Origin of the sequence: Fulvivirga aurantia, assembly GCF_009711475.1 — a bacterium.
Classification (GTDB): domain Bacteria; phylum Bacteroidota; class Bacteroidia; order Cytophagales; family Cyclobacteriaceae; genus Fulvivirga; species Fulvivirga aurantia.
The window spans coordinates 1-3,137 of sequence record NZ_SMMD01000482.1; the positions used below are offsets into that span (position 1 = coordinate 1).

Annotated in this window: 1 protein-coding gene and 1 pseudogene; both read left to right on the forward strand. The window is 40.3% G+C overall.

Annotated elements, in window-relative coordinates; genetic code table 11:
• The coding region (gene rpoB, locus E1176_RS03345; RefSeq protein ID WP_155209162.1) for a DNA-directed RNA polymerase subunit beta at window positions 1-2,694 on the forward strand (2,694 nt) is incomplete at its 5' end.
• A gap of 58 nt (window positions 2,695-2,752) precedes the next feature.
• Window positions 2,753-3,137, forward strand: a pseudogene (locus E1176_RS03350) (DNA-directed RNA polymerase subunit beta'); the annotation flags it as partial.

Genomic DNA, 3,137 nt, shown 5'->3' on the forward strand with positions numbered 1-3,137 from the left:
ATCGGTCTTATTAACTCTAAAGCAGTGGTTGATGATATTGACCACTTGAGCAATAGAAGAGTAAGAACTGTAGGGGAGCAATTATATACGCAGTTTGGTGTGGGTCTTGCTAGAATGGCAAGAACCATCAAAGAACGTATGAATGTTAGAGATAACGAAGATTTCAAGCCTGTTGATTTGATCAACGCGCGTACATTATCTTCTGTGATCAATTCATTCTTCGGTACCAACCAGCTATCACAATTTATGGACCAAACAAACCCTCTTGCTGAGATTACTCACAAGAGAAGGATGTCTGCCCTGGGTCCTGGTGGTCTTTCAAGAGAGAGAGCTGGTTTCGAGGTTCGAGATGTTCACTATACACACTACGGTAGACTTTGTACTATCGAAACACCTGAAGGTCCTAACATTGGTCTTATTTCTTCATTATGTGTTCATGCTAAAGTGAATCACATGGGCTTTATCGAAACTCCTTACAGAGAAGTAGAAAAAGGCAAAGTAGATATGACAGGTGATGTTAAGTACCTTACAGCTGAAGAAGAAGATACTCATAACATTGCTCAGGCCAACGCGCCACTTAAGGATAATGGTAACTTCATCAATGAAAGAGTAAAAGCTCGATTTGAAGGTGACTTCCCGGTTGTTGAGCCCAAGGAAATTAGATACATGGATGTTGCTCCTAACCAGATTGTATCTGTTGCAGCATCACTTATTCCTTTCTTAGAGCATGATGATGCAAACCGTGCTCTGATGGGATCAAACATGCAGCGCCAGGCGGTGCCATTATTAAAGCCTCAGGCTCCAATCGTAGGTACAGGTCTTGAAGGTCGAGTAGCACTTGACTCTCGTGGTTTGGTACTTGCAGAAGGTGATGGAGTTGTTGAGTTTGTAGATGCTAACCGAATTGTGGTTAAGTATGATATGAACGAAGACGATCTACTTATCAGCTTTGATGAAGATCAGAAGATTTACGACCTGATTAAGTTTAGAAGAACTAACCAGGATACGACTATAAACCTTACTCCGATTGTTAAGAAAGGAGAAAGAATTAAAAAAGGACAACCTCTTTGCGATGGTTACGCAACTGAAAAAGGTGAGTTGGCTTTAGGTAGAAACCTAAGAGTAGCTTACATGCCTTGGCAGGGTTACAACTTTGAGGATGCAATTGTAATATCTGAAAAAGTTGTCAGAGATGATGTTTACACATCAATCCACATCGAGGAGTTTGAACTTGAAGTAAGAGATACCAAAAGAGGTGAAGAAGAATTGACTTCTGAAATTCCTAACGTAAGTGAAGAAGCAGTTAAGCATCTTGACGAAAATGGTATTATCCGTGTAGGAGCCGAAATTAAAGAAGGCGATATCCTTATTGGTAAAATCACACCAAAAGGTGAGTCTGATCCAACTCCTGAAGAAAAACTTCTTAGAGCGATATTCGGAGATAAAGCCGGTGATGTTAAGGATGCTTCAATGAAAGCGCCTCCTTCACTTAGAGGTGTGGTTATCGACACAAAACTATTCTCTAGGCCTAAAAAAGATAAAGATCTAAGAGCTAAGGCTAAGAAAGAAGTTGAAATCCTTAAGAATAAGTACAGTAAGCAACTATTAGGTTTGAGATCAGAAATGATCGATAAGCTTGCTAAGTTGTTAAGCGGTAAAACTAGTCAGGGACTTAAGCACAAATTTGGTGATGAGCTTATAAGCAAAGGAGTAAAATTCTCTGCTAAAAATATTGAGCAAAATCTATTCCCTGAAAAGAACATATACAAGGATGAGAGTACTTACAATGTACCTGAAGAAGTGAACCTTGTTTCTGATGTAAACCTTGACAATTGGACTACTGACGAAAAAACAAATACACTTGTTCAGAGACTTGTGAAGCACTACAATATCAAGCGTAACGAGATCGCTGGAGACTTCAAAAGAGAGAGATTTACTCTCGAAGTTGGAGATGAATTACCGGCAGGTATCGTTCAACTGGCTAAAGTATATGTAGCTAAGAAAAGAAAACTGAAAGTAGGTGATAAGATGGCGGGTCGTCACGGTAACAAAGGTGTTGTAGCCAAAATCGTGAGAGAAGAAGATATGCCATTCCTTGAAAACGGAACACCGGTTGACATTTGTCTTAACCCTCTAGGTGTACCTTCAAGGATGAACCTTGGACAGATTTATGAGACAGTACTTGGTTGGGCTGGCCTTGAGTTGGGTAGAAAATACGCTACACCAATTTTTGATGGTGCTTCCATGGAAGAGGTGGCAGCTGAGCTTAAAGAAGCTGGCTTACCAGAGTTTGGTAGAGCATACTTATATGACGGTCTAACAGGTCAAAGATTTGACCAGCCGGTTACAGTAGGTATCGCTTATATGCTGAAACTTGGTCACTTGGTTGATGACAAGATGCACGCTAGATCTATAGGACCTTACTCATTAATTACTCAGCAGCCATTGGGTGGTAAAGCACAATTTGGTGGACAGAGATTTGGTGAGATGGAGGTTTGGGCACTTGAGGCATTTGGTGCTTCACACGTCCTTCAGGAAATTCTTACGATTAAGTCTGATGATGTAATCGGAAGAGCTAAAGCTTACGAAGCGATAGTAAAAGGTGAAAACATGAGAAAGCCAAACATTCCTGAATCATTCAATGTTCTGGTTCACGAATTACGTGGTCTTGCATTAGAAATTACTTTAGATTAAAATTTTATATGAGCAGAGGCGTAAACCTCTGCTCATAGACATCAAATAAATCATTCTTATGTCGTTCAGAAAAAATAAAAAACTAAACAACGATTTCTCCAAGGTTACCATTAGCCTGGCGTCACCGGAGTCTATTTTAGAGAGTTCTCATGGTGAGGTTACGCAGCCGGAAACAATCAACTACAGAACGTACAAGCCTGAAATGGGCGGTTTGTTTTGTGAGAGAATTTTCGGTCCGGTAAAGGACTGGGAGTGTCATTGTGGTAAATATAAGAGAATACGTTATAAGGGTATTATCTGCGACCGTTGTGGTGTTGAGGTTACGGAGAAGAAGGTTCGTAGAGAGAGAATGGGTCATATCGAGCTTGTTGTCCCTGTAGCACATATTTGGTATTTCAAGTCATTACCTAATAAGATTGGTTACTTACTTGGTTTACCAACAA